This window comes from Streptomyces sp. NPDC091272 (genome assembly GCF_044757485.1).
GTDB lineage: Bacteria > Actinomycetota > Actinomycetes > Streptomycetales > Streptomycetaceae > Streptomyces.
Genome location: NZ_JBIVVC010000003.1, coordinates 614571 through 640018, shown reverse-complemented (window position 1 = coordinate 640018; position 25448 = coordinate 614571). Strand labels below are relative to the sequence as shown.

Genomic DNA, 25448 nt, shown 5'->3' with positions numbered 1-25448 from the left:
ACACCTGCCCCATGTCGGTGACACCATGTCGCGGTGACTCACGCACGACAGCAGACCATTCAGGTAGTCGCCCACCGCGGAGCATCCGAGGAGGAGCCCGAGCACACCCTGGCCGCGTACCAGAGGGCAATCGAGGACGGGGCCGACGCCCTGGAGTGTGATGTGCGTCTGACGGCCGACGGTCACCTCGTCTGTGTGCACGACCGCCGGGTCAATCGCACGTCGAACGGCCGCGGCGCGGTGTCCGCCCTCGAACTGGCCGACCTCTCCGCCCTGGACTTCGGTTCCTGGAAGGGGCGCGAGGAGAGCATCGAGCGCCCCGACCGGGATCCCGGCCGCGGCGACCTCACCTCCGTCCTGACCCTGGAACGGCTCCTGGAGCTGGTCGCGGACGCGGGCCGCCCGATCCAGCTGGCCGTCGAGACCAAGCACCCCACCCGGTGGGCGGGGCAGGTCGAGGGGAGACTCCTGGAGCTGTTGAAACGGTTCGGCCTCGACGGTGCGCCGAAGGAGCCCGACGCCCCGGCCCCGGTGCGGATCATGAGCTTTTCCGCGCGGTCGCTGCACCGGGTGAGCCTGGCCGCACCGGCCATCCCGACGGTCTACCTGATGCAGTTCGTCACGCCCCGGCTGCGTGACGGGCGGCTCCCGGCGGGCGCCGGGATCGCGGGCCCCGGCATGCGGATCGTGCGCAACCACCCCGGTTACATCGCCCGGCTGCACCGCGCCGGCCACCGCGTGCACGTATGGACGGTGAACGAACCGGAGGACGTCGAGATGTGCGTCCGCCTCGGGGTGGACGCCATCATCACCAACCGCCCCAAACAGGTACTCGCCCAGCTCGGCCGCGACCAGCCGAGGTGAGGCCCCGGGTGGCCACCCGGGGGTGAACAGGTCCGTTGTAGGCGCCCGCTACTGGGAGTGCACCGGCGCATCCGTACCGTATTCGATCGTTACGAGTGCATCATTGGCCAACGCTTGGCCGGTTTCCGGTCCAGGCCATTGGGGAATTCACACCGTGGCGTGGGGCGAAGGAGGTCTCGGGGGTGGCGTTGGTGGAGGCACAGGAGGTGCCCACGTCGTCGTGCATGGCCATTCCACATGGCCCTGCCGGCGTGCGGGCGGCGAGACACCAGATGCGTGCGGAGTTGCACACAAAAGGGGTGTCCGAATCGGTCGTTGATGATGCGGTTCTGATCCTTTCCGAACTACTCAGCAATGCCTGCCGGCACGGCAGGCCACTGGGCACGGCGGCAGAGGTGGGTGACGGCGACGTCAAGGCGGCGTGGGGCGTCGACCCCGCCGGCCGGCTGACGGTGGAGGTGACGGACGGCGGCGGTCCGACCCGTCCGGTTCCGGCCACCCCTTCGGTCACCGCCAGGGGAGGCCGCGGGCTGAACATCATCAGCGCGCTCGCCCGCGACTGGGGCGTACGGGACGACAGGGCGTCCGGCGAGGTGACGGTCTGGGTCCTGCTCGACGGAGACCACCGGCACAGCGACTTCGCTACGCGCGTCGCTGCACCGTCGCTCGACTTCGCCGTCCCCTTCGACGATCTGGGCTGACCCACGTGGCGGGGGGGGCTCGGCGATCCGGGGCGACGGGACGGCCTACGACTGCCCGCGAAGCCGGCGGTGGTCGGCGAAGGCCGGTCAGGTCATGGTTCACGAAGGCCGGTCATGGTCGGCGAAGGCTGGTCGGCGAAGGCCCGTCATGGTCGGCGAAGGCCCGTCATGGTCGGCACGCAGGAGCTCCCGCCCCGTCCGGCGACCGCGGTTCCCGTACGGGCCGCAGGGCCGGGCTCCCCATTGCGGCTAGGCTCGCGCCGACACCGCACTGCCGCAATGGGAGAAGCACGCATGGCCAAGAAGCGCCCGCAGACCAAGGCCGCCAAGCCGCAGCACAGCAGCAACGAGCCCGTGCCGGTGGTCGGGGCGCGTGAGCCCTGCCCGTGCGGTTCCGGCCGCCGCTACAAGGCGTGCCACGGCCGCGCCGCGTCGCACGCCGTGACCGAACTGGTCCAGCGCCCCTTCGAGGGCCTGGCGGGTGAGTGCGACTGGGTCGCGCTGCGCGAACTGGTCCCGGCCGCGACGGTCGAACTCCACCTCAAGGACGGACTGCCCGACGGCGTCCCGTCCGTCACCCTGGCGACCGTGCTCCCGATGGCCTGGCCCGCGCTGCGCCGCGAGGACGGTTCCGTACTCCTCGGACTGCAGAACGACACCCCGTCCGGCGACCTGAGCCGCGACCTCGCCGACACCCTCCAGCGGGCGCTCTCCACCGAGCCCGGCAACCCGGTGGCGGCCGACAAGGTGTCCGCCGACGGTCCGCGTCTCCAGGACCTGCTCGACCCCGACGCCGCGTTCGTGCCCGACGTGCACACGGGCTTCGAGTTCTGGGTGCCGGACAGCGACAACGCGTCCGCCGAGGTCACCGCCTCGCTGGAGCGCGCCAACGCCGCCGCCATCCCGACCGTACGGCTGACGGGCGTGGACGGCGCCTACTGGTGCGAGACGCCGGAGAAGAACCACCTGCGGTGGGCCATGCCGCACCCCGAGGAGCAGCTCCTCGACGCGCTGGCCCGGCTGCAGGCCGCCGGTGACGCGTCGCTCGGCGAGGACACCCGGCTGGTGGGCTCGTTCCGGGCGCACGGGATCATCGTCCCGGTCTGGGACCTGCCGAGCGCGATGACGGCCGAGCAGTGCGAGAAGCCTGCCGCCGAGTTCGCCGAGCGGCTCGCCCCGGCGCTCGCCTCCGACGCGCCGCTGACGGCCGAGGAGCGCCGCGCCCGCGGCGGCCTCACCAACCGTCAGGTGACCCTCAGCTGAGTCCCGTCCCCCGTCGTCGGTGCGCCTCTCGCCAGGGGGCGCGCCCGTCGCCGTTGCACGGCGCACAACGGGACGGACGGGGCACGGTGACTCCGGTCACAACTCCCCGTACTGACGGGTAAATCGCTGTCTGAATACGCGAGATCGAATTTGCGAACAGCAGATCTCTTGTTACCGTTCTAGGAGCCCGGTCGCTGGTGCATCCCCCGTCGCCAGCGATCGGGCCTTTCAGTTTTCGCTCCCGGTCAACCGGGAGTGGGCGCGGCCGAGTTGCTTCCGGACCGCAGCAGCAGCCGGCCTTCGCCCGGACTCGCGAATTCCGAAACCGCCGCGTACCTCCTCGGCTCGGCGGCCGTCGCCGGCTCGGTCATCCTCGGCTCGGCGGCCGTCCTCGGCTCGGCGCCGCGACCGCCCGCCTGTCCGTGCGGCGTCTCGCACGACCCCGGCTCGTCGTCCGCACCCACCGCGCAGCGCGACCGTACGGTCCGCCCCGCCGGGCCCATGAGGGTGAGCACGGCGTCCAGCTCCGCGCCGGTGGCGTTCCGGTAGTACGTGCGCGCCCAGACCTCCCGGCCCTGTGCCAGTACGCACGTCTGCGCCTCGACACCGTCGGGGGAGGCCACCTCGGGTCCGCACTGCGAGCGCACGAGTACCGGCGGGCCGCTCTGCTCCCGCTGCCCCTCCGCCGCGGGGTCCTGGTCCTGCCCGGACGGGGTCTTCCCGTCCTGCCGCGCCTTGCGCTCACCGGTTGCGGGGTCGGCCGCGGCCTCCGCGGGATCGGCGCCCTCCCCCTCCGAGCCGTCCGGCCCCGCCGACGCCCCCGCCAGCGGCAGCAGCACGGTGAACACCACGACGGCCGAAAGCCCGATCATGCGGATATTCAAGGAGAGCCCCACCTGTCGACTGCCCGAGAATTCGGGACGGTGGGCCGAAGATATCGGCGGAAGGCGCGCGCCTTGCCGGCCGCGCGCCCAATTCCGCCGAACTCGCGCCGTCTCGCACTCTTACGAGTGAGCGGCACGACCGCGTGACGGCCTGTCCCGTCGGCACGCGGGTCCTGTCCCGTCAGTACGCGAGCCTGCTCCCGCCGCCCGGCGCCCCGCTGCTCGCGGTCACCAGGGCGTCCAGCACCGTCTCCACGTCCGGCAGCCACGGCCGCCCGTCCCGGCCGGCGGCCGGTTCCCGCTCCCACCGCACCGGCCCCGTGCCGGTCTGCGAGGCGGGCAGCACCAGATAGCCGCCGTCCCCGTGGAACCGCAGGGAGGAGGGGACGCGGTCCTTCGCGTACAGCAGCTCGCCGAGCCGCTCCAGGGAGTACGGGGCCACCAGCAGCGACCACCGGGTAGGCGTCGCCACGACCGGTCCGAGCCGCACCCCCATCCGGTCCAGCGCCACCAGCGCCCGCGCGCCCGCCAGCGCCGGCAGGCTGAGCGCACAGGGGGCGCGACCCCCGGTGGCCAGTACCACCGGCGCGTCCGGGCGTTTCTCCCACCACCAGCGCACCATGCGCGGGTCCGTGGTGGCCGCCAGCAGGCCGGGGTCGAAGGGGTGCGCGCCGGGCACCACGCACTCGGGGTCGGGGCAGGCACAGCTACGGCCCGCACCGCCGCGGGCACCGTCCAGGGACAGCCCCACTCCCGGGAGAACCGGCCACCGCCACACCGTGGCGCAGGTCAGCGCCGTACCGGGTGGGGCGGGCCGCTCGCTTCGCCGGAACCGGAGCCCGCGTCGCCTTCCGGGGATCTCGCGCATGAGCGCTCGTTCCTTTCCGTTGAACGCCGAGGTCCACATCGCACCATGTGTGCATCACTTACTGCGCGTGCATAGACACTGAACAGACTGCGGTACGGCAACCCATCGGGGCCGAGCGCGGAGCATGGCGTGGGGTGGCGCGCACGAGGCGCTTGCCCGTCCCGTGGGACGTCGCCAGATTCTCCGGTGGTGCCTTCCCTGTGCTTCCCCGCCGCTCGGGGTTCGTGCCGGGCCCACAGCGGTTAGGACGCCTGCGCCCTACGCCGGGTTCCAGGTCGACGGCGGCACGGCCGCAGTCCCCCGGTCATCACGGTGTCAGATACCCAGCACGGCTTGATATGACGCGCTGTGGAACGGCCCCAGTCGACCCCAAATATCTGTCGGGGAGTGCATTTTCACGCCAACTTGGCATTGCTCAGTTTCCCCAGGGACACCGTGAATATCAGGGAGACAATGCTGGACATCGCCTTACATCTGCGTGTAGATGTGGATCCATTGAGAGCGGCGCAGAATGACATGGGGGTTTGCGATGCTATCGAGCGAATCGCACCAGGCGGAGAGCCGGCTGACATGAGCGCCCCACACGTGCCGAAAGTGGCTGGAATCGATCCCCTGGTACCACCCCCCGCCCAGACTTCCGCGCCTGCGGGAGCAGTGATCCAGGACCGGCTGGCCGGCTGGGTCTCCGACCTGACCACCCTTCACGAACTCACCGAACGCCTGGTGGGCACCGGGACGCTCGACGAGGCGCTGCACGAGGTGGTGCGCGCCGGAGCCGCTCTCGTCGGGGCCCGCCGTGGCTTCGCCGCCCTGGAGCCCGCCGACGGCCTCGGCCCCGCGAGCACCGTGGGTCTCGGTCTCGCGCACGCCGATCTCGGCCACCTGGAGACGGTGCCGCGCGGCTCCACCGCGTACGGACGCATCCTCGACGGGGCCGCCGGGAGCGCCCCCGGTACGGACACCGACGGCGCCAGCCCCGACCTGCTCCACGAGGAGGGCCTGGACCCGCTGCACCGCGAGGTCGCCGCCCGGCTCGGCTACGCGGCCAGTTACGCCCTCCCGCTGGCCGGTCCCTCCGGCCGCCTCGGCGCGGTGGTGTGGCTCTACGACGAACCCGCCGAACCGGGCGCCCGAAGACGCCACTTGGCGAGTCTCTATCTCAGGTACGCCACCGAACACCTGGCCCGGCTCCTGGAGCTGGAGCGGGCACGCGCGCGCGTGGCGACGCTCACCGAAGGACTGCTGCCCCGCCGGCTGCCGCGGGTGCCCGGCGTAAGAATGGCGGTCCGCCACCGGACAGGACCGCTCGGCGGCGGGGACTGGTACGACGCGCTGCCGCTGCCCGAGGGGGCGCTCGGACTGGTCGTCGGCTCGGTCACCGGGTCGGGTCCCGGCGCGACGGCGGCGATGGGCCGACTGCGGGCGAGCCTGCGGGCCTACGCAGTGATGGAGGGCGAGGACCCGGTCGCCGTACTGTCCGACCTGGAACTGCTGATGCGGCTCACCGAGCCCGCCCGCTCGGCCACCGCGCTGATGGCGTACTGCGAACCCGCCAGGCGGAAGATCGTGTTCGCGGGCGCGGGGCACAGCCCGCCGCTGATCGTCGGCGAGCGGCGCACCGAGTACGCGGAGACGACGCTCTCGGCGCCGCTGGGGATGCTGTCCTGCTGGGAGGCGCCCAGCGTGGAGATCACCCCGCATCCGGGCGAGACGGTGCTGCTCTACACCGACGGGCTGCTGCACCGGACCGGCGACCCCATGGACCGTGCCTTCGCCCGGCTGCACGCGGCGGCGGCCGGCGTACCGGCGGTGCTCCGCGACGACCCGGGCGCGCTCGCCGACCACGTGCTGCGGACGGTGCTGCCCGGCGGGCTGGACGAGGCCGAGGCGGCGCAGGACATCGTGCTGCTCGCGGCCCGGTTCAACTGACGACCAGCACTGGTCGCGACCCGGTTCGACTGACGCGCCGGGCTGCTCGCGGCCCGGCCCGGCCGGCACCCAGGTGCGGAGGCGACTGATTTCTCACAGTTATCCACAGGCTGGGGACCGCCCGTCCGCACGGACATACGATGGAGGGCCAGGAGGCGGGAAACCCCTGGCCCTGTGTCGTATGAGGAGACGTGTCGTGTCTGAGGAGCTCAAGCCGGAGACCCCGGAGACCCCCGAGAGCGTGGACGGCGAAGCCGCCGGGGCCACCGAGGAAGAGCCCATCAAGCAGCGCAAGAACGGGCTGTACCCGGGAGTGTCCGACGAGCTCGCCGAGAACATGAAGTCCGGCTGGGCCGACACCGAGCTGCACGGCCTGGAGCCGATCGCGCAGGCGCGGCACACCGCCAACCGCCGCGCCGCGCTCTCCGCGCGCTTCCCCGGCGAGCGCCTGGTGATCCCCGCGGGCAACCTCAAGACCCGCTCCAACGACACCGAGTACGCCTTCCGCGCCTCCACCGAGTACGCCTACCTGACCGGTGACCAGACCCAGGACGGCGTTCTGGTCCTGGAGCCCACCGCGACCGGCCACGACGCGACGATCTACCTGCTGCCCCGCTCCGACCGGGAGAACGGCGAGTTCTGGCTCGACGGCCAGGGCGAGCTGTGGGTCGGCCGCCGGCACTCCCTCGCCGAGGCCGAGCAGGTGCTGGGTCTGCCCGCCAAGGACGTCCGCGAGCTGCCCGACGCACTGCGCGCGGGCACCGGCCGGGTCCGTAACGTCCGTGGGCACGACGCCGGCATCGAGGCGGCCCTCGCCGACAAGGTCACCGCCGAGACCGACGCCGAGCTGCGCGTCTACCTCTCCGAGGCGCGCGTGGTGAAGGACGAGTTCGAGATCGGCGAGCTGCAGAAGGCCGTCGACTCCACCGTCCGCGGTTTCGAGGACGTCGTGAAGATCCTCGACAAGGCGGAGGCCACCTCCGAGCGCTACATCGAGGGCACGTTCTTCCTGCGCGCCCGCGTCGAGGGCAACGACATCGGCTACGGCTCGATCTGCGCCGCAGGCCCGCACGCCACCACCCTGCACTGGGTGCGCAACGACGGCGACGTCCGCTCCGGCGACCTGCTGCTGCTCGACGCCGGCGTGGAGACGCACAGCCTCTACACCGCCGACGTCACGCGCACACTGCCGATCAACGGCACGTTCTCGCCGCTGCAGAAGAAGATCTACGACGCGGTGTACGAGGCGCAGGAGGCCGGTATCGCGGCGGTCAAGCCGGGCGCCGCCTACCGCGACTTCCACGACGCGTCGCAGCGCGTGCTCGCCGAGAAGCTCGTCGAGTGGGGCCTCGTCGAAGGCCCGGTGGAGAAGGTCCTGGAGCTGGGCCTGCAGCGCCGCTGGACCCTGCACGGCACCGGCCACATGCTCGGTCTCGACGTCCACGACTGCGCCGCCGCACGCACCGAGGCGTACGTCAACGGCACGCTGGAGCCGGGTGTCTGCCTGACCGTCGAGCCTGGCCTGTACTTCCAGGCGGACGACCTGACGGTGCCGCAGGAGTACCGGGGCATCGGCGTCCGGATCGAGGACGACATCCTCGTCACCGAGGACGGCAACAGGAACCTGTCGGCCGCCCTGCCGCGCCGTTCCGACGAGGTCGAGGCGTGGATGGCCGCGACCAAGGCCTGACCGGGGCAGAGGTGGTGAGGGCGCGTTGCCCGGGGTCCGTCAGGATGCCTGGAGCAGCGCGCCCTCGCGCCATTTGAGGATCTTGTCGAAGCTCACCACCGCGCCCGTTCCGGGGCCGTTGCGGAAGTGCACGTGGTCGGCGAGCTGTTCGATCAGGCAGAGTCCCCGGCCGCTCTCCCGGAGGTGTCCACCACCCTGCGCGGCCGGATTGCGGCGCCGCCCGGAGGGAAAGCCCGGTCCCGAGTCGGTGACCTCGATCCGGCACTTCTCGCCGTCCAGGTACGCCGTCACGCGGTACTCGGCGCAGTGCGTGCCCCCCGTGGGGCCGCCGCCGTGCTCGACCGCGTTCGCGCACGCCTCGCTGAGCGCGACCGACAGGTCGTAGGAGACATCGGGGTCGACACCTGCGGTCTCCATGGCGCCGAGCAGAAGACGGCGGGCGAGCGGGACGCTCGCGGCTTCGCGCCGCAAGTGGAGTGACCACCAGATGCTCATGCTCCAGCCTCCTGGCTGCGGCTCGACATACGTCTACGTATTGCCGCAAGCGGCGTTCCGTAAGCCCGGTACGGGAGTGAGAGCGCTCGTTCGGCGGATGTACGCGCCCTGCGCGCCGGTGTATACGCAGCCGCGTCAGGGCCGGTTCGCGGGCCGCTCCGACGGCCCGCCCGGGGTGATGTAACGGACCATCGGGAGCTTCCGGACCTGCCGGGTCCGGGGCGGGGTCGCAGTGCGATGATGGCTCCGCCATGTCACAGCCGGTCGCCTCGCGCGACGCACACAGCAGGGTCGCCCCGCGACTCGCCAGGGCCGCGGTGTTCGCCGCGGTCTGCGTCGTGCTGTCCGCGACGGGGCACGTGCTGGGCTCCACGGCGACCGTGCCGTGGTGGACCCTCGCGGTGGCCTTCGCCGGGGTGTTCGCGCTGGCCGTGCCGCTCGTCGGCCGGACCCGGTCGCTGCCGTCGATCACCTTCGCGCTGACCGCGGGACAACTCGCGCTGCACGTCCTGTTCGGGCTCGGGCAGAACCACACGGCAGCCGCCGCCGGCGACGGAAAGGGCCCGCTGGGCGCGCTCGCCGCCGACCTCATGTGCGGTGGCGGAGCCGGACTCGACGAGGCCGAGGCACGGGACGTGGTGACCACGGCGGGGCTCGGTCCGGCCGCCGGCGGACATCCAAGTCACGGCGTGTCCGGGGCGTACGGTGCGTACGGCGATGTCGGTACGGGCACTGGACAGGGCGGCGCCGGTACGGCGGCCGACTGTCTGCACTCCCTGGTCCCCACCCTCCCCATGCTGCTCGGGCACCTGCTGGCGGCACTCGCCACCGGGTGGCTGCTGCGGCACGGCGATCTCGCACTGCGGCGGCTCGGCAGGCTCTCCGCCTACAGCGCCGAGGAGATCGCCGCGGGAGCACTCGTACGGTCCCTGCGCGCCGCGCTCGTACTCGTGCACGCGCTTCTGGCGGGGCTGGTGTGCGCGCCCTCGGGCGGACCGCGCACGGTACCCGCCGCGTTCCGCACCCCGGTGCGCTTGGAAGGGCGGGCCCTGCAGCACTCGGTGAGCAGGCGCGGGCCGCCCGCCTCGGCGTACTCCCTCATCGCCTGACGCGGCCCCTCACGTCTGCACTCCTGACGACGGAGCGGGTCGCGGATCCGGTGCGCCTCGACGAGGTGCTCCTGTCACCCGATTCGCTCTCGACCTATGGGGTTCACAGCCATGACCGCAGTCCGTCGTACCACCCGTCTGTCCCGTCTCGCCGCCGTCTCCGTGGCCTCCGCCGCGTCCGTGGTGCTGCTGGCGGGTCCCGCCTTCGCGCACGTCAGCGTGCAGCCCGTCGGCCCGGCCGCCAAGGGCGGCTACGCCACCGTCAACGTCAAGGTCCCCAACGAGCGCGACAACGCCTCGACGGTGAAGCTCGAAGTGAGCTTCCCGGTCAAGGACCACCCGCTGACCTCCGTGATGCCGCAGGCCGTCCCCGGCTGGACCGCGAAGGTCGAGAAGGCCGATCTCGAGAAGCCGCTGAAGGTGCACGGCAAGGAGATCAAGCAGGCGGTCTCCAAGATCACCTGGACCGGCGGCAAGATCGCCCCCGGCGAGTTCCAGCAGTTCCCGCTCTCGCTCGGCCAGCTCCCCGAGGACGCCGACCAGCTCGTACTGAAGGCCGTCCAGACGTACGACAACAAGGAAGTCGTCCGCTGGATCGAGGAGCCCAAGGAGGGGCAGCCGGAGCCGCAGTCCCCGGCCCCCGTCCTCAAGCTGACGGCCGCCGCCGCCGACGGTCACGACACCCCGGCCGCCGACGACAAGGCGGCCAAGGCCGACGACTCGCACGACGGTGACGAGAAGGCGACCGCCGCGGCGGCCGACAGCAGCGACACCACCGCCCGCATCCTCGGCATCGTGGGCATCGTCGTCGGTGTCGCGGGTGTGGCCTTCGGTGTTCTCGCCGGTCGCCGCCGCGCCGCCTGATCCACCCGTTCCTCAAGCTCCAGGATCTCCATTGCGTTCCATCGCCAAGAAGAACGTGCTGGTCGCGGCGACGCTCGTCGCCGCGGCCACGCTCACCCTGTCCGCCTGTGGCGGCAACGACACACCGAAGGAGGGCAACCAGTCGGTCGCCGAGGTCTCGCCGACCAAGGCCAAGGCCGCGACGGCCCTCGACCGCCCTTACACCAAGCCGAACCTGGTCCTCAAGGACACGCACGGCAAGGAGTACGACCTGCGGGAAGCCACCAAGGGCAAGCCGACGCTCATCTACTTCGGCTACACCAACTGCCCCGACGTGTGCCCGCTGACGATGAGCAACATCGCCGCCGCGTACAAGAAGCTGCCGAAGGCCGACCAGGAGAAGCTCCGGGTCGTCTTCGTCACCACCGACCCGGAACGGGACACCCCCGAAGAACTCGGGAAGTGGCTCAAGGGCGCGGGCAACCCGGACTTCATCGGGCTGACCGGCGACTTCCCGACCATCCAGGCCGGGGCACGCCAGCTGGGCGTCAGCATCGAGCCGTCCACCAAGGACAAGGACGGCAAGGTCACGTCGATGCACACCAAGCAGGTCATCGCGTTCTCGCCGAAGACCGACGCCGGCTACCTCCTCTACACCGACGAGGCCACCGCCGACGACTACACCGCCGATCTCCCGAAGATCGTCAAGGGAGAGACGCCGTGAACCGCCGCAGGACCCGCGGCGCCGGCGGCGTCCGCAGCACCCGCACCTTCGCCACCACACGTGTCGCCCCGCTCGCCGTCCTGGCCCTCGCGGGCTCGCTCGCGCTCACCGGCTGCGGCGGCGACACGGGGAACAGGACCGCCGCCACGAAGACGACCGCTCCGGCGGCCGACAGCGGGCCCAGGATCGAGGTCTCCGGCGCGTTCATGCCGGAGCCCGCCATGGCCGACATGGCGGGCGGCTTCCTCACCGTCAAGAACAGCGGCGCGGTCGCGGACAGGCTGAAGTCCGTCACCGCCCCCGGGTTCGCCGGTGAGGCAGAGATCCACGAGACGACGAAGGACGGCAGGATGCAGGAGGTGAAGTCCTTCGACGTGCCCGCGGGCGGCACGCTCGACCTGGAGCGCGGCGGCAACCACATCATGTTCCTCGATGTGCGCAAGAAGCCGAGCAAGGGCGACAAGGTCGCCGTCGAGCTGCACTTCGAGAAGGCCGGCACCGTCAAGGTCGACATGCCGGTGGAGGCAGCCACCCACAACCCGCAGCAACACCACTGAGGGGCTGAGACCACACCATGACGGACACCGCCCCGCGCTTCGGAACCCCGGCGGCCGGCCAGGCCGCCGGAACCTCCGCGACCACCACAGCGGTACGCGTACTGCTCGTGGCGATCGCCCTGTTCGGCGCGCTGCTCGCGGGCATCGGCCCTGCCGCCGCGCACGCCGCGCTCACCGACAGCAACCCGAAGGACGGGGCGGTGCTCGCCACCGCCCCCAAGGACGTCACCCTCAACTTCTCCGAGCAGATCTCGCTCGGCGACGACGCCATCCGGGTCCTCGACCCGTCGGGCAAGCGCGCCGACACCGGCGAGATACTCGACCTGTGCAGCGGAGACGTCGTGAAGTACGGCGTCGCCCTGCACAGCGGTCTGCCCGACGGCACGTACACCGTCGCCTGGCAGGCCGTCTCCGCCGACAGCCACCCCATCTCCGGCGCCCAGACCTTCTCCATCGGCGCCCCCTCCAAGAGCAGCGTCGCCCTGCCGGACCAGGAGGCCGGGGGCGGCGCGGTCGGCGCGCTCTACGGCATCGCCAGGTACGCCGCCTACGCCGGCTTCATCGTGCTCGTCGGCGGGGCCACGTTCGTGCTCGCCTGCTGGCGGCGGGGGGCTGCCGAACGTCCGATGCAGCGGCTGGTGGTGCGCGGCTGGCTGGTGCTCGCCGCGTCGACGCTGTTGATGCTGCTGCTGCGGGCCCCCTACACGGGGTCGGGGGAGCTCTCCGGCATCTTCGACCTGGCCGCGCTGAAGGCCGTACTGACCACCAAGGCGGGCGCGGCGCTGGTGTCGCGGCTGCTGCTGCTCGGCGCGGCGGCGCTGTTCGTGGCCGTGCTGTTCGGCGCGTACGCGAAGAAGGTCGGCGCCGACGATGCCGACGACGACGAAGACTCCTCGCGCAAGGACCTCACCTTCGGCCTCGCCCTCGGCGGAGGGGTCGTCGCGGCAGGCATCGCCGCCACCTGGGCGATGTCCGAGCACGCCTCGACGGGCATCCAGGCGGGCATCGCCATGCCGGTGGACGTGCTCCACATGCTGGCCGTCGCCGCCTGGCTCGGCGGACTGGCCGCACTGCTGGTCGCCCTCCACCGGTCGCCCGCGCTGGACCGCACCGCGGTACGGAACTTCTCCCGCCTCGCCTTCGGTTCGGTCGCCGTGCTCGTGGTGACCGGGGTCTACCAGTCCTGGCGGCAGGTCGGCTCCTGGAAGGCGCTCGTCGACACGACGTACGGACAGCTGCTGCTGGCGAAGGTCGCGCTGGTCGCGGTCATGGTCACGGCGGCCTGGTTCTCGCGCCGGTGGACCGGGCGGCTGGCGCAGGGCCCGGTGGCCGAGGCCGAGACCGCGCGGACCGAATCAGTGACCGTGCCGGCCGAGGCCGAGCGCGGCGAAGCGGGGGCGGGGTCCGCCGATCCCGAGCGGGCCGCCCAACTCGCGAGGCAGCAGGCCGCGATGAGCACGGCCCGCGCCAAGCGGGACCGCGACGCCGACCCCGAACGGTCGGGGCTGCGCCGCTCCGTCCTCCTGGAGACCGGGGTCGCGGTCGTACTGCTCGCCGTCACCACGGTCCTGACCAGCACCGAACCGGGACGCACCGAACTCAAGGAGACGAGCCGCGGCAGCGCGGTGGCTCCGGCAGTACCGAATCGTCCACTCGATCTGAACATGCCCTTCGACACCGGCGGCGAGGGCGGCAAGGGCACCGTCCGGCTCCAGATAAACCCGGGCCGTACCGGCGGCAACGCGCTGCACGTCTGGGCCACCTCCCCGGACAGCAAGCCGGTGGACGCCCCCGAGCTGAAGGTCGCCTTCACCAACGAGGCCCAGCAGATCGGCCCGCTGCCCGCGGTGCCCGACAAGCTCGCTCCCGGACACTGGAGTGCGAGCGGCGTACAGATCCCGATGGCCGGAACGTGGAAGATCGAAGTGACGATCAGGACCTCCGACATCGACCAAGTGACCGTGAACCAGAACGTCAAGATCGGCTGACCGGCGTGAGCGACAAACCCTCCACCGAGACCTCCCGCGCCGCGGGGGACACCTCTCCCGCGGCCTCTCCCGGTATCTCGCGGCGCCGGCTGATCGGCACCGCGGGCGCGGCGTCGGCCGCCGGGCTCGTCCTGGGCGGGGCGGGCGGCGCGGGAGCGGTCTCCGCCCTGCAGGGGGAACCGGTCGCCGACGGGCCGGGCCCGCTGTCCTCCGTCGGGTCGACGGAGGCGATGTTTCACGTGAAACATCAGGCCGGAATCACCACCCCGCTCCAGGCCCGCGGTCATCTGATCGCCTTCGACCTGGCGCCCGGGTCCGGCCGCAAGGAGGCGACGGCGTTGCTGCGCCGCTGGTCGGGGCTGGCCGAGCGGCTGATGGCGGGCAAATCGTCGGGCAGCACGGACACCGGTGTCGCGAACGACGCCGGGCCGTCGTCCCTCACCGTGACCTTTGGCTTCGGGCGGACCTTCTTCGACCGCACGGGGCTGACGGCGAGGCGCCCGGTGGAGCTGGATCCGCTGCCGGACTTCTCCTCCGACCACCTCGACGCCCGGCGCAGCAACGGCGATCTGTGGGTTCAGATCGGTTCCGACGACTCCCTGGTCGCCTTTCACGCGCTGCGCGCGGTGCAGAAGGAGGCCGGGGAGGCGGCCAGGGTGCGCTGGCAGATGAACGGCTTCAACCGCTCGCCCGGCGCGACCGCCGCCCCGATGACGACCCGCAATCTGATGGGCCAGGTGGACGGAACGGGCAATCCGCAGCCCAAGGAGGCCGACTTCGAGAAGCGGATCTTCGTCCCGGAGAGCGGTGGCCCGGCGGGCCAGGAGTGGATGGCGGGCGGCTCGTACGCGGTCGTCCGGCGCATCCGGATGCTCCTGGACGACTGGGAGCAGCTGCCCAGGGACGAGCAGGAGGCGGTCATCGGCAGGCGCAAGAAGGACGGTGCCCCGCTGACCGGCGGCGACGAGTTCACCGAGCCCGATCTCCAGAAGGTGGGACCGAACGGCAAGCTGGTCATCGCGTCGGACGCGCACTCCCGGATCTCGGCGCCCGAGCAGAACGGGGGCGCGGCGATGCTGCGGCGCCCCTTCTCCTACCACGACGGCATCGCGACGGACGGGGTGCCGGACGCGGGCCTGCTGTTCATCTGCTGGCAGGCGGACCCGATGCGGGGCTTCGTGCCGGTGCAGCGCAAGCTCGACCGGGGGGACGCACTGTCGAAGTTCATCCGGCACGAGGCAAGCGGCCTGTTCGCGGTACCGGGCGGCCCGAGCAAGGGCGAGTACGTGGGACAGCGTCTGCTGGAGGGCTGAGCCGGGAGACTCTCGGGATCGGCGACCTACCGACCGTACTGGGGCCGGGACCTTGGGGGCCGCGCATGGGCGAGCCGGGACCTGAGAGAGCCGTGCACGGTCCTGGGACGGCTGAGCCGGGTCCCGTACGGCCCATTAGGGTGACCGTATGTCAGCGACGCGCTACGCCTACCTTGGCCCCGAAGGCACCTTCACCGAGGTCGCCCTCCGTACGCTCCCCGAAGCCGCCACCCGTGAGCTCGCCCCGATGGTGTCGGTGCCTGCCGCACTGGACGCCGTACGCAACGGAGAGGCGGCGGCGGCACTCGTACCGATCGAGAACTCGGTGGAGGGCGGGATCACCGCCACCCTCGACGCGTTGACCTCGGGCGAACCGCTGATGATCTACCGCGAGGTCCTGCTGTCCATCCGGTTCGCGCTGCTGGTGCGACCGGGCACGAAACTCCACGACATCAAGACGGTGACCGCCCACCCGGCCGCCCAGCCGCAGGTGCGCAACTGGATCAAGGAGAACCTGCCGGAGACGGTGTGGGAGTCCTCCGCCTCGAACGCGGACGGGGCGCGACTGGTCCAGGAGGGGCGCTACGACGCCGCTTTCGCGGGGGAGTTCGCGGCGGCGACCTACGGGTTGGAGCCGCTGGTCACCGACATCCACGACGCGGTGAACGCGCAGACCCGCTTCGTGCTGGTGGGCCGTCCGGCACGCCCCGCCGCGCCGACCGGGGCGGACAAGACGTCGGTGGTGATCTGGCTGGGCCCCGACCGCCCGGGTGCGCTGCTCGAACTGCTCCAGGAGTTCGCGGTACGGGGCGTGAACCTCATGCTCATCCAGTCCCGGCCGACGGGGGCGGGCATCGGGAACTACTGCTTCGCGGTGGACGCCGAGGGCCATATCGCGGACCGCCGGGTGGGTGAGGCGCTGATGGGACTGAAGCGGATCGCGCCCAAGGTGCGGTTCCTGGGTTCCTACCCGAGGGCCGGCGTCGCGGTGGAGGACGTGCCCGAACTGCGGCACGGGACGTCGGACCGGGAGTTCACGGAAGCGTCGGACTGGCTGGCCCGGTGCCAGGACGGCCGGGCCTGAGGACAACGGCAAAGTTATCCACAGGACAGGGTCGCCCCCTGGGGACAAGTCGACAACGTAACGCGACATGGTCGACAAATCGCCCTAGAGCCCCTCTTCCTTCCACAGGCCGACAGGTACGGCGGTGTCACCTCAATTGAGTTGATCAACTCTTTAGGGGGAGCAATTCCCACTCGAATGAGTGTGTGAGGGGTGTTTGGGGAGGGAATCCATCGCCCCGGATGCCCCTTTCGGAATGATCCATTCCGGCATCCACAGATCTTTCGCACACCCTGTGGATAACTTGCAGGAACACCCACCCCCTGTGGACAAGCCGTGACCCAACTCCCGCCCCGCGCAAGGGAAAAGGCCGTGATGCCCGATTCGGCACCACCGGTCCATCGAACTCTCAATGCCGGCATTACGGTCAAACAGCGCACCCGGACAGGAGTGGACGGGGATATCAGGGTGAGGGGCGCAGGTAGTCACCGGTAGCCTGGTGGGGTGATTGACCTTCGCCTGCTCCGTGAGGACCCCGACCGTGTTCGCGCCTCCCAGCGCGCCCGTGGAGAGGACGTCGCACTCGTCGACGCCCTGCTCTCCGCCGACGAGCGGCGCAGGTCGTCCGCCGTCCGCTTCGACGAACTCCGCAACGAGCAGAAGTCGCTCGGCAAGCTGATCCCGAAGGCCGTCGGCGACGAGAAGGCCGAGCTGCTCAAGCGCACCGGCGAGCTCTCGGCCGCCGTGAAGGCCGCGGACGCCGAACAGAACGAGGCCGCCGACGAGGCCCAGCGCCTGCTGCTCCAGCTCGGCAACATCGTCCACGAGGACGTGCCGGTGGGCGGCGAGGAGGACTTCGTCGTCCGCGAGACGCACGGCACGATCCGCGACTTCGGCGCCGAGGGCTTCCAGCCCAAGGACCACCTCGAACTCGGCGAGGCGCTGGGCGCCATCGACGTGGAGCGCGGCGCGAAGGTCTCCGGCTCGCGCTTCTACTACCTCACCGGTGTCGGCGCGCTCCTTGAGCTCGCGCTCGTCAACGCGGCCATCGCCCAGGCCACCGAGGCCGGCCTCGTCCCGATGCTGACACCCGCGCTGGTCCGCCCGCGCGCGATGGAGGGCACCGGCTTCCTCGGCCAGGCCGCGGAGAACGTGTACCACCTGGAGAAGGACGACTACTACCTCGTCGGCACCTCCGAGGTCCCGCTCGCCGCGTACCACATGGACGAGATCATCGACGCGGACAAGCTGCCGCTGCGCTACGCGGGCTTCTCGCCCTGCTTCCGCCGCGAGGCCGGGACGTACGGCAAGGACACCCGCGGCATCTTCCGCGTGCACCAGTTCGACAAGGTCGAGATGTTCTCCTATGTGCACCCGGAGGACGCGGAGGCCGAGCTGGAACGGCTGCTGGGCTGGGAGAAGCAGTGGCTGACCGCCCTTGAACTGCCGTTCCAGGTGATCGACGTGGCCACCGGTGACCTGGGAGCCTCCGCGTCGCGGAAGTTCGACTGCGAGGCCTGGATCCCGACCCAGGGCAAGTACCGCGAGCTGACCTCGGCGTCGAACTGCAACGGCTTCCAGGCCCGCCGGCTCTCGATCCGGATGCGTGACGGCAAGAAGGTCCAGCCGCTCTCCACCCTGAACGGCACGCTGTGCGCGGTCCCTCGCACGATCGTGGCGATCCTGGAGAACCACCAGCTGCCGGACGGTTCGGTACGGGTCCCCGAGGTCCTGCGTCCCTACCTGGGCGGCCGCGAGGTCCTGGAGCCGATCGCCAAGTGACTACCGCTGCCTCCGCCGTCCCGGACGCCCAGGCCCCGTTCCCGTACAAGCTGATCGCGACCGACCTCGACGGCACGCTGCTGCGCAACGACCAGACTGTGTCGCAGCGTACGCGCGACGCGCTCGACGCGGCCTGCGCGGTGGGCGCCGCGCACATCGTGGTGACCGGCCGGTCCGTCGCCTGGACCAAGCACATCTTCGAGGACCTCGGGTACAAGGGACTCGCGGTGTGCGGGCAGGGCGCGCAGGTCTATCACGCCGGCGAGCGGAGGCTGCTGACCTCGGTGACGCTGGACCGGCAACTCGCCGGCCTCGCGCTCTCCAAGATCGAGGCGGAGATCGGCCCGCTGGCGCTGGCCGCCAGCCGGGACGGGATGGACGGCGAGGTCCTGATGGGCCCCGGCTACCGGGTGCACGAGGGCCCGCTGCCGTACGTCCCGTTCGAGGACCCCGCCGAGGTGTGGGCCGCACCGCTGACCAAGGTGTACATCCAGCACCCCGGGCTGTCCGACGACGCCCTCGCGCAGGTCGCACGGGCGACGGTCGGGAACCTGGTGGACGTGGTCATGGCCGGCGAAGGGGTCGTGGAGATCCTGCCGCTCGGCCTGAGCAAGGCGACCGGTCTGTCGCTGGCCGCGCGCCGGCTGAAGCTGAAGGCCGCGGACACGATCGCCTTCGGCGACATGCCGAACGACGTTCCGATGTTCGGCTGGGCGGCGCACGGCGTTGCCATGGCCAACGCTCACGACGAGCTGAAGGCCGTCGCCCAGGAGATCACCGCGTCCAACGAGGACGACGGAATCGCCGTGGTCCTGGAGAACCTGCTGCAGCGCTGAGATTCCGGGGGGCGGGGCGGGGTCGGCACCGAGGTGCTGCTCCCGCCCCGCCCCGCATCTGTGTACGGCCGGCTGCCACCGGCCCCCTTGCCGCTGACTGACCCCGTTGGTCGCCACCACCCGGCCTCTTCGCCCGCCGACCGGCCCGCCCTGTCCTCACCGCCCGGCCTCCGCCTCATTTAAAGGGGGTGTACACCTAACCGGGCGGCCGGTTGTAGGATGACTGGGCAACCGGGCGAATCACTCTGAAAGCGGGACGCCGAGATGGCTCTTCAGGCGGCGGGGCGCAAGTCCCTCGTGGACTCGGTCGTGGATCAGCTCCGCGACCAGCTCGCTGACGGCGAGTGGTCCGTCGGCGACCGGATCCCCACCGAGCACGTGCTGGCCGAACAACTCGGTGTCGGCCGGAACACCGTCCGCGAGGCCGTACGTGTCCTGGTGCACGCCGGTCTGCTGGAGTCCCGCCAGGGCAACGGCACCTTCGTCCGCTCGACGGCCGACCCGGCAGCGGTCTTGCGAGGCATGCAGCACGCCGGCGTACTCGACGTACTGGAACTGCGCGTCGCCCTGGAGGCAGAGGCCGCCCGGCTCGCCGCGGTACGCCGCGACGAAGACGATCTCCGCGCACTGCGTACCGCCCTGGCCGCACTGCGCGAACACGGCGACCGGGCGGCCGACGCCGATCTCGTCTTCCACCGGAGCGTCGTCGAAGCCACCCACAACGCGGCCTTCAGCGAGGTCTACCGCTTCTTCTCCGCCCAGGTGCACGAGTCCCTGGTCACCTCACTCGGTGATCACAAAATGCCGCCCATCGACCTGGACGCGCACGCCGCCCTGGTCGACGCCGTGGAGAGCGGCGACCCGGCCACGGCGGAACAGGCCGCGCGGGCGCTCCTCCAGGTGCCGATCGACGTGATCCGCGGCCTCGTCGGTCGCTGAATCCCGCCTGCCGCCCTCATTGCCCACCCCCCCATCTCCCACCCGAGAAAGGTGCTTGCCTTGTCACGCCCGGATGCCGATCAACTACTGCTGGACGCCGAGGCCGACGTCCGGCCCACTCCCCAAGGGGTCGCCGCGCGGCGGGCGTTGCTGGCGCATCCGGTACTGCTCATGGTGGGCATCGTGCTGGCCTCGCTCAACATGCGGGCGGCACTCGCGAGCGTGTCCCCGCTTGTCGGCGAGATCAGTGACAGTTTCGGGCTGTCGTCGACGGCCACCAGTCTCGTGACCTCCGTACCGGTGCTCTTCCTGGGTGTCGGCGCGATGATCGCCCCCTGGCTGGGACGGCGCTTCGGTACCGAACTGGTGTTGTTCGCGGCCCTGTTGCTGCTCGGCGTGGGCATCCTGGTGCGGGTCCTCCCCTCGACGGCGGCTCTGTACGGCGGTGGTCTGCTGATCGGTGTCGCGATATCCCTCCTCAATGTGCTGATGCCGGGTCTGATCAAGCGGGACTTCCCCGACAAGGCCGCGCCGATGACCTCGGTCTACACGGGCTCGATGATTGCCGGCGCCACTGTCGTGGCCGCCACCTCTGTGCCGCTGGAGAAGGCCTTCGGCGGCTCCTGGGAGGCGTCGCTGGCGTTCTGGTCGCTGCTGGCGGCGGTCGCCGCGGTGGCGTGGCTGCCTCAGCTTCTGATCACCCGCGGCCGTACCGGACACGAGGTACGGGTCGCCCCGGCCGCCGCTGCCGCAACCTCCCCGAAGAGCGTCTGGCGCTCGGCGCTGGCCTGGCAGGTCACTCTCTTCATGGGCCTCCAGTCCCTGTGGTCGTACGTCCTGATCGCGTGGATGCCGACGATCTTCACGGATCACGGCATGAGCCGGTCCACGGCGGGCGTGATCTTCGCGTTCAACAACCTGATCCAGGTCGCGGGCGCATTCGTCGTCCCCCTGCTGGCGGGCCGGATGCGAAGCCAGCGCCCGCTGGTCGCTGTTGTCGCCTCTCTCGTCGCGACCGGCTATGCCGGCCTGATGGTCGCCCCGGTGGCGGGAGCCTGGCTGTGGTCGGCGATCCTCGGCATCGGTCAGGGCGGCGCCGTGGGACTCGCACTGACGATGATCGTGCTGCGCGCCGGGGACGCGGCGACCGCGGCACGGCTCTCCGGCATGGCGCAGACGATCGGCTATCTGCTGGCCGCCGTCGGCCCGTTGGCAGCGGGCGCCGTCCACCAGGTGACCGGCGACTGGACGGTGCCGATCGCCCTGATGCTGGGCGTGTGTGCGGCGGCCCTGGTGGTGGGACTCTTCGCAGCCAGGGACCGGAAGATCTGACCTCCAGGTCAGGGGCCGGGAGATCTGACCTCCAGGCCGGGCACGGGAAGACCTGACCTCCAGGCCCGGCACGGGAAGACCTGACCGCCCGGCCGGGCACGGGAAGATCTGGTCTCGCCGCCTTCTCGACTCTCTCTGCAGCTTTCAAGGTGCTGAGGCTCGGGGCCTGTTCGGCAGAAACGGGAGGCGCCCCCGGTTCGTATGTGTCATACGAACCGGGGGCGCCTCCCGTTCCCGAAAAAGCCGCCGTGGGCTATTCGTCACCCGCAAGAGTGAGCGAACGCAGCTTCTGACCCGCGTACCAGGTGGCCAGGCCGGTGACCACCACCAACAGGACCACCGCCGTGGGAAGCCCGACGTCCGAGGTGATCGTGCCGTTCGTGCCCACCTTCTCGGCCAGTGAGAGCGCCCACTGCTGGATGCTGAGGGTCCGCGCACCGGGCACCAGGCTGCCGAACAGGGTCTCCCACACCAGCGCGTACACCAGACCGAACACGACCGCGTGCCGGGAGACGGTGCCGAGCAGCAGGAAGACCGCGCTGTAGGCGATGGAGGCGACGAGGGCCGCGATCGTGTAGGCGATCGCGATCTGGCCGCCGTTGCCGTTGAGGATCAGGCCGGCGATGAGGGTGGGGATCGCGGAGAAGGCCATGGTGACGGCGATGGCGACGATCAGCTTGGTGGAGATGATCGTCGGTCGCTTCACCGGCTTGGAGAGCAGATAGACGATGGAGCCGTCGTCGATCTCCGGGCCGATCGCGCCCGTACCGGCGATGACGCCGATCAGCGGCACCATCGTGGCGAGCGCGAAGCCGCCCAGGACGTCGGCGGCCACGCCGTCGTCCACGCCGACCAGTATCCGCACCGCGACCGCGATGACGATGAGCAGGGCGGGCAGGATGAAGAGGATGGCCGCGCGGCGGCGGCCGAGGAGGGCCCGGTAGGTGAGCCGGGCGACGGTGGGTTCGTACATCGCAGCAAGCTCCTTTCAGGCCGTGACGAGGTAGGAGAAGACCGATTCGAGGGACTCGTCGGAGGGCTGCACCGTGAACAGGCGGATGCCGTGCGCGCGGGCGACCTGCGGGAGCAGCTCGGTGAAGCGGCCGAAGTCGACGGCCTGGATGCGCAGTGCCCGTTCCGTGTAGTCGACCTCGATGCCGGCCGTGGACGGGTCGGCGATGAGGGCGGCGGCCAGGGCGCGGTCGTCGCCGGACCGGACGAGATAGCGGTGCGGGCGGTCCGTCATCAGACGGCGGATCTTGCGGAAGTCGCCCGAGGCGGCGTGCCGTCCGGCGACGATCACCTCGATGTGCGAGGCGAGCTGCTCGACCTCCTCCAGGATGTGCGAGGAGAACAGCACGGTGCGTCCCTCGGCGCCCATGCGGCGCAGCAGGTCCATCAGCTGCATGCGCTGACGGGGGTCCATACCGTTGAACGGCTCGTCCAGCAGCAGCACCGACGGGTCGTGGACCAGGGCGGACGCCATCTTCACGCGCTGGCGCATGCCCTTGCTGTACGTGGCGATCTTGCGGTCCTGGGCGTACTCCATCTCGACCGTGGCCAGCGCGTGCTGGGCCGCCCGGTCGTCCAGGCCGTGCAGTTCCGCGTTGGCCACGACGAATTCGCGGCCGGTGAGGAAGTCGTACATCGCCTCCCGCTCGGGGACGACGCCGATCTCCTTGTAGACGCTCTCGTTGCGCCAGATCGGCTTGCCGTCCAGGGTGACGGTGCCGTTGGAGGGCGCGAGGAACCCGCCCATCATGTTGATCAGGGTGGACTTCCCGGCGCCGTTGGGGCCGAGGAGGCCGGTGACGCCGGGAGCGATGCTCATCGTCACGTCGTTGACGGCGACGACGTTCCCGAACCAGCGGGAGGCCTTGGTGATGTCGATGACTGTCACAGCCCGACCTTCCGGTAGCGGCGCATCAGGACGGCGTACGAGCCGGCGATGAGCGCGAGGACGACCAGCAGATAGACCACGCCCGCTCCGGCGCCGGGGCCGCTCCCGCCGGGGAAGGACGAGGTGGCACCGAGGAAGGCGGTCTGGACGCCGCCGATGAGGGTGATGGGCGAGAACAGGCCGAGCCATTCGACCGCGCCCGTCGCCTCCTGTGTGTACGCGATGGCCTGGACGGTCGAGACCGCACCGTAGGAGATGGTCAGCACGGCGATCACGGCGGCGACGCCGAAGCCGCGGCGCGGGGTGAGCGCCGCCATCACCAGCCCGAGCCCGGCGAACAGGACGGACAGCAACGCCACGGACACCAGTCCCTGCCCGAAGCCCTTGGTCTGGTCCGCGAAGTCGAACTCGGCGAGGAGCGCGCCCGCGTAGAGGACCACCAGCGGGGCCGCGGTCAGGAGGAACAGCGCGGAAGCCATCGCGCCGAACTTGGCGAGGACGTAGTCCCTGCGCTCGATCGGCCGCGAGAAGTACAGCGGCACCGCCTTGAAGCGCAGGTCACGCGAGACCGTCTGGGGGGCCTGCGCCGCCAGGTAGAGGCTGATGACGGGCTGGAGGAAGATCGCGAACGCCGTGTAGGACACCGGCAGCTTGGTCATGGTCCCCGCGGGGGCGGCCACCGCGACCGCGACGATGATCGCCGCGACCAGGACCATCACGCCGAACAGGATCATCGGCAGCACCTTGGACTTGGCGCTGCGGCCCAGTCCGTAGGCGCCGCGCAGGGACTGCGAGTAGAGCGACCGGCGGGCGTACGCGCGGCCGAGGCGTGGGCCGTCGTACTTGCGGTAGCCGATGTTGTGGATGCGCGTCGGGTCGGCGCCCGGCGGCGTGAGTTCAGTTGCCATCGTGGCCGCCTCCCTTCTGCTTCTCGGCCCGCGGGGCGCCATGGGGGGCGCTTGCGGGAGTTGCGTTGTCCGCGCCCGGCCGGGCCGGTGATCCGGTGGCGACCGCGCCGGCCGCCGCCGCACCGGAAGGTGTTATTCCGGAGGCGGTTGATCCGGAGGCTGTTGATGCGGAGGCCGTTGCTCCGGAGGCTGCCGAGCCGGAGGCTGCCGAGCCGGAGGCTTTCGTTCCGGACGGCTGGCTCATCGCGTCCGGGGACTGCTCCGTGCGGAAGACCTCGGCGATGTGGTGGCGGCGCTGTTCCATCCGCACCAGGCCGATGCCCAGGTCGGCCACGGTGTCCCGGACCAGGTCGTACGTGGCGTCGCCCTCGCCCTCGACGAGGAGGATGTGGCCGGCGCCCGGCAGGCCCTGCTCCTCGGCGGCGTGCAGGATGACACCTGCCGTGGTGAGCGCCTCACGCAACGCGCGCGTGCCGTCGGGGTGGGTGTCGGAGTCGGTCACCTCGACCGCGAGGGTCGTGGTGGTCTGGGTGAAGTCACTGGTCGAACTGGACCGCAGCAGCGCGCCACCGTCGATCACGACGACGTGGTCGCAGGTGCGCTCCAGCTCGCCCAGGAGGTGCGAGGTGACCAGGACCGAGATCCCGAAGTCGGTGTGGACGCGGCGGATCAGGCCGAGCATCTCGTCACGGCCGACCGGGTCGAGGCCGTTGGTCGGCTCGTCGAGAAGCACCAGCTGCGGGTCGTGGACCAGGGCCTGGGCCAGCTTGACCCGCTGCTTCATACCCGTCGAATAACCGCCGATGGGGCGGTAGCGCTCCTCGTAGAGGCCGACGTGGCGCAAGGTGTCGGCGGTCCGCTCGCGGGCGGCGGTCGCGGGCAGCCCGGACATGCGCGCCATGTGGACGACGAACTCGGTGGCCGAGACGTCCGGCGGCAGGCAGTCGTGCTCGGGCATGTACCCGACGCGCTCACGGATCTCGGCGCCACTGGTGGCGACGTCGAGCCCGAGCACGGCGGCCCGGCCTTCCGTGGCGGGGTTCAGACCCAGCAGGATCTTGATCAGCGTGGACTTGCCGGCCCCGTTGGCACCCACCAGGCCCGTTACTCCGGGCCCGATGTCCAGGGAGAGCCGGTCAAGTGCGGTCACCCGGGGGAACCGCATGCTCAGGGATTCGGTCGCGATCACTTTGGTCACACCTCGAAGGTAGTGGCGCGGACCACATCGGACGTCAGCCCAGGCGGTTGTTCCCGCCTCCGCCTCTGGTCGTACGGACCCGTAGGGGGGAGCAGTCCCACGGGTTGAGAGGGGTTGACCGCCGACGCCCGCCGCATCGAACCACGGGTGGATCACGCGGAGTTGTCCACAGGCCGTGTGCACACCCCTTGACGTAGCCGTCGAGCATTGTCACATTCATCAGTGTCAAGTTACGGACGCGTACCGCTACACGGGACGGACG

At 70.9% G+C, this 25448-nt stretch carries 22 protein-coding genes and 1 pseudogene; 16 read left to right on the top strand and 7 right to left on the bottom strand.

Features of this window, described 5'->3' with window-relative positions; genetic code table 11:
* The first annotated feature begins 33 nt into the window (after positions 1-33).
* The 3 genes from ACIQM4_RS12180 to ACIQM4_RS12170 all read left to right on the top strand — a co-directional run bounded on the left by ACIQM4_RS12180 (position 34) and on the right by ACIQM4_RS12170 (position 2828).
* Positions 34-864 (top strand): glycerophosphodiester phosphodiesterase, encoded by an 831-nt coding sequence (locus ACIQM4_RS12180; protein ID WP_401589659.1) that lies wholly within the window; start codon positions 34-36, stop codon positions 862-864.
* A 95-nt stretch (positions 865-959) separates the two neighbouring features.
* A complete protein-coding gene (locus ACIQM4_RS12175) occupies positions 960-1565 on the top strand; it encodes an ATP-binding protein (RefSeq protein ID WP_401589656.1) in 606 nt (201 codons plus the stop codon).
* A gap of 294 nt (positions 1566-1859) precedes the next feature.
* On the top strand, positions 1860-2828 hold the full coding sequence (locus ACIQM4_RS12170; protein ID WP_401589654.1) for a DUF5926 family protein: 969 nt from the start codon (positions 1860-1862) through the stop codon (positions 2826-2828).
* A 245-nt stretch (positions 2829-3073) separates the two neighbouring features.
* On the opposite strand, the gene ACIQM4_RS12165 is transcribed toward ACIQM4_RS12170, so the two are convergent.
* Positions 3074-3700, bottom strand: a complete 627-nt coding sequence (locus ACIQM4_RS12165; protein WP_401589652.1) for a hypothetical protein — start codon at positions 3698-3700, stop codon at positions 3074-3076.
* A 193-nt stretch (positions 3701-3893) separates the two neighbouring features.
* Positions 3894-4580: a bifunctional DNA primase/polymerase gene (locus ACIQM4_RS12160; protein ID WP_401589650.1), complete on the bottom strand. Its 687-nt coding sequence runs from the start codon at positions 4578-4580 to the stop codon at positions 3894-3896.
* 453 nt (positions 4581-5033) lie between these two features.
* Here ACIQM4_RS12160 and ACIQM4_RS12155 point away from each other — a divergent pair, with 453 nt between their 5' ends.
* Positions 5034-6509 carry a PP2C family protein-serine/threonine phosphatase gene (locus tag ACIQM4_RS12155; RefSeq protein WP_401589647.1) on the top strand — a complete coding sequence of 492 codons (1476 nt, stop codon included), beginning with the start codon at positions 5034-5036 and terminating at the stop codon, positions 6507-6509.
* A 196-nt stretch (positions 6510-6705) separates the two neighbouring features.
* A complete protein-coding gene (locus tag ACIQM4_RS12150) occupies positions 6706-8199 on the top strand; it encodes an aminopeptidase P family protein (RefSeq protein ID WP_401589645.1) in 1494 nt (497 codons plus the stop codon).
* 39 nt (positions 8200-8238) lie between these two features.
* On the opposite strand, the gene ACIQM4_RS12145 is transcribed toward ACIQM4_RS12150, so the two are convergent.
* The gene (locus tag ACIQM4_RS12145; RefSeq protein ID WP_401589642.1) at positions 8239-8694 is read right to left on the bottom strand and encodes an ATP-binding protein; all 456 of its coding nucleotides are present in this window, start codon (positions 8692-8694) and stop codon (positions 8239-8241) included.
* Between the two features lie 251 nt (positions 8695-8945).
* Here ACIQM4_RS12145 and ACIQM4_RS12140 point away from each other — a divergent pair, with 251 nt between their 5' ends.
* From ACIQM4_RS12140 to ACIQM4_RS12090, 11 genes are all read left to right on the top strand, one after another.
* A complete protein-coding gene (locus ACIQM4_RS12140) occupies positions 8946-9803 on the top strand; it encodes a hypothetical protein (protein WP_401589640.1) in 858 nt (285 codons plus the stop codon).
* A gap of 111 nt (positions 9804-9914) precedes the next feature.
* On the top strand, positions 9915-10667 hold the full coding sequence (locus ACIQM4_RS12135) for a YcnI family protein (RefSeq protein ID WP_401589637.1): 753 nt from the start codon (positions 9915-9917) through the stop codon (positions 10665-10667).
* Positions 10668-10707: 40 nt separating this feature from the next.
* A complete protein-coding gene (locus tag ACIQM4_RS12130; protein WP_401590150.1) occupies positions 10708-11370 on the top strand; it encodes an SCO family protein in 663 nt (220 codons plus the stop codon).
* A complete protein-coding gene (locus tag ACIQM4_RS12125) occupies positions 11367-11927 on the top strand; it encodes a copper chaperone PCu(A)C (protein ID WP_401589634.1) in 561 nt (186 codons plus the stop codon). Before ACIQM4_RS12130 ends, ACIQM4_RS12125 begins: the two co-directional genes overlap by 4 nt.
* 17 nt (positions 11928-11944) lie before the next feature.
* Complete coding sequence (locus ACIQM4_RS12120; protein WP_401589632.1) at positions 11945-13915, top strand: copper resistance CopC/CopD family protein; 1971 nt, start codon at positions 11945-11947, stop codon at positions 13913-13915.
* A 74-nt stretch (positions 13916-13989) separates the two neighbouring features.
* Positions 13990-15228, top strand: coding sequence for an iron uptake transporter deferrochelatase/peroxidase subunit (gene efeB / locus ACIQM4_RS12115; protein ID WP_401590147.1), 1239 nt, complete (start codon positions 13990-13992; stop codon positions 15226-15228).
* A gap of 148 nt (positions 15229-15376) precedes the next feature.
* Positions 15377-16312 carry a prephenate dehydratase gene (gene pheA / locus ACIQM4_RS12110; protein ID WP_401589629.1) on the top strand — a complete coding sequence of 312 codons (936 nt, stop codon included), beginning with the start codon at positions 15377-15379 and terminating at the stop codon, positions 16310-16312.
* A gap of 483 nt (positions 16313-16795) precedes the next feature.
* Positions 16796-18073: a serine--tRNA ligase gene (serS, locus tag ACIQM4_RS12105; protein ID WP_401589626.1), complete on the top strand. Its 1278-nt coding sequence runs from the start codon at positions 16796-16798 to the stop codon at positions 18071-18073.
* Entirely contained in the window at positions 18070-18909 is an 840-nt protein-coding gene (locus tag ACIQM4_RS12100) for an HAD family hydrolase (RefSeq protein ID WP_401589623.1), read from the top strand. Before serS ends, ACIQM4_RS12100 begins: the two co-directional genes overlap by 4 nt.
* A 264-nt stretch (positions 18910-19173) precedes the next feature.
* Positions 19174-19848, top strand: coding sequence for a FadR/GntR family transcriptional regulator (locus tag ACIQM4_RS12095; protein ID WP_401589621.1), 675 nt, complete (start codon positions 19174-19176; stop codon positions 19846-19848).
* A 60-nt stretch (positions 19849-19908) separates the two neighbouring features.
* Positions 19909-21180: a CynX/NimT family MFS transporter gene (locus ACIQM4_RS12090; protein ID WP_401589618.1), complete on the top strand. Its 1272-nt coding sequence runs from the start codon at positions 19909-19911 to the stop codon at positions 21178-21180.
* A gap of 253 nt (positions 21181-21433) precedes the next feature.
* On the opposite strand, the gene ACIQM4_RS12085 is transcribed toward ACIQM4_RS12090, so the two are convergent.
* From ACIQM4_RS12085 to ACIQM4_RS12070, 4 genes and pseudogenes are all read right to left on the bottom strand, one after another.
* The gene (locus ACIQM4_RS12085) at positions 21434-22153 is read right to left on the bottom strand and encodes an ABC transporter permease (RefSeq protein ID WP_401589615.1); all 720 of its coding nucleotides are present in this window, start codon (positions 22151-22153) and stop codon (positions 21434-21436) included.
* 15 nt (positions 22154-22168) lie between these two features.
* Positions 22169-23080: an ABC transporter ATP-binding protein gene (locus tag ACIQM4_RS12080; protein WP_401589613.1), complete on the bottom strand. Its 912-nt coding sequence runs from the start codon at positions 23078-23080 to the stop codon at positions 22169-22171.
* Entirely contained in the window at positions 23077-23988 is a 912-nt protein-coding gene (locus tag ACIQM4_RS12075) for an ABC transporter permease (protein ID WP_401589610.1), read from the bottom strand. The genes ACIQM4_RS12080 and ACIQM4_RS12075 overlap by 4 nt, the downstream gene beginning before the upstream one ends.
* 229 nt (positions 23989-24217) lie before the next feature.
* Positions 24218-25153 (bottom strand): annotated as a pseudogene (locus ACIQM4_RS12070) (ABC transporter ATP-binding protein); the annotation flags it as partial.
* Positions 25154-25448 lie beyond the last annotated feature (295 nt).